The sequence below is a fragment of the Confluentibacter sediminis genome, assembly GCF_003258355.1.
Lineage (GTDB): Bacteria > Bacteroidota > Bacteroidia > Flavobacteriales > Flavobacteriaceae > Confluentibacter > Confluentibacter sediminis.
In genome coordinates, this window is sequence record NZ_QKPO01000026.1 from 1 (window position 1) to 803 (window position 803).

Sequence of the window (803 nt, forward strand, 5' to 3'; positions counted from 1 at the left end):
AACATTGGTGGTATAAAGATTATGGAAATGTACGTATTATTGGCTTAGATTCTAACGATCACTATCGTGATGTCCCAGAGCAGTATGCTTGGCTAGAAAGGGTGTTAAATGAAACCGCTAAAAATGACGATATAGATTTTGTATTTGCACAATTACACCATCCTTATAAATCAGAACTTTGGATACCAGGAGAAGAAGATACAACGGGGAAAATAGTAAGCATGCTTGAGGCTTTTTCGGATAAAACAGGAAAGCCTAGCATTCACTTTTTTGGACATACACATGGGTATTCCCGCGGACAGTCCAAAGAGCACAGTCATCTTTGGGTCAATGTAGCATCTGCTGGAGGCGCTATTGATGGTTGGGGTGAATATGATGGTACGGATTATGATGAGTTTACAGTTACCCAAGCCGAATATGGTTTTGTTATGGTTTCTGTAGATCCTAATCCTGCCGATCCTAAGATGACTCTAAAACGTATTAGTAGAGGTAATACAAAAGAAACGCGCGACAATGAAGTAACAGATAGTATTACGGTTTATAAAATTTCAGAAAAACCAGAACAACCTAAAGGAATAACACCTATAAATGAAACGACAGCTATTACAGGAATCGTTTTAAAAGCATCTCCTTTTGTTGGTGGCAGAAAAACAAGCATGCATGGTGCTTCTCAATGGCAAATAGCAACGACTGCTGATTTTGAAAAACCTGTTTTTGATACTTGGAAACAATATGAAAACTGGTATTATAAAGAAGATCGTCAAAAAAATGATGATTTAACCGATGAAGAGGTTAAACGATTA

1 protein-coding gene is annotated in these 803 nt (G+C 37.4%); it reads left to right on the top strand.

Annotation, left to right across the window (positions count from 1 at the left end; all coding sequences use genetic code 11):
* Positions 1–803: metallophosphoesterase family protein (locus DKT72_RS17010; protein ID WP_369074227.1), on the top strand; the 803-nt coding region annotated here is incomplete at both ends.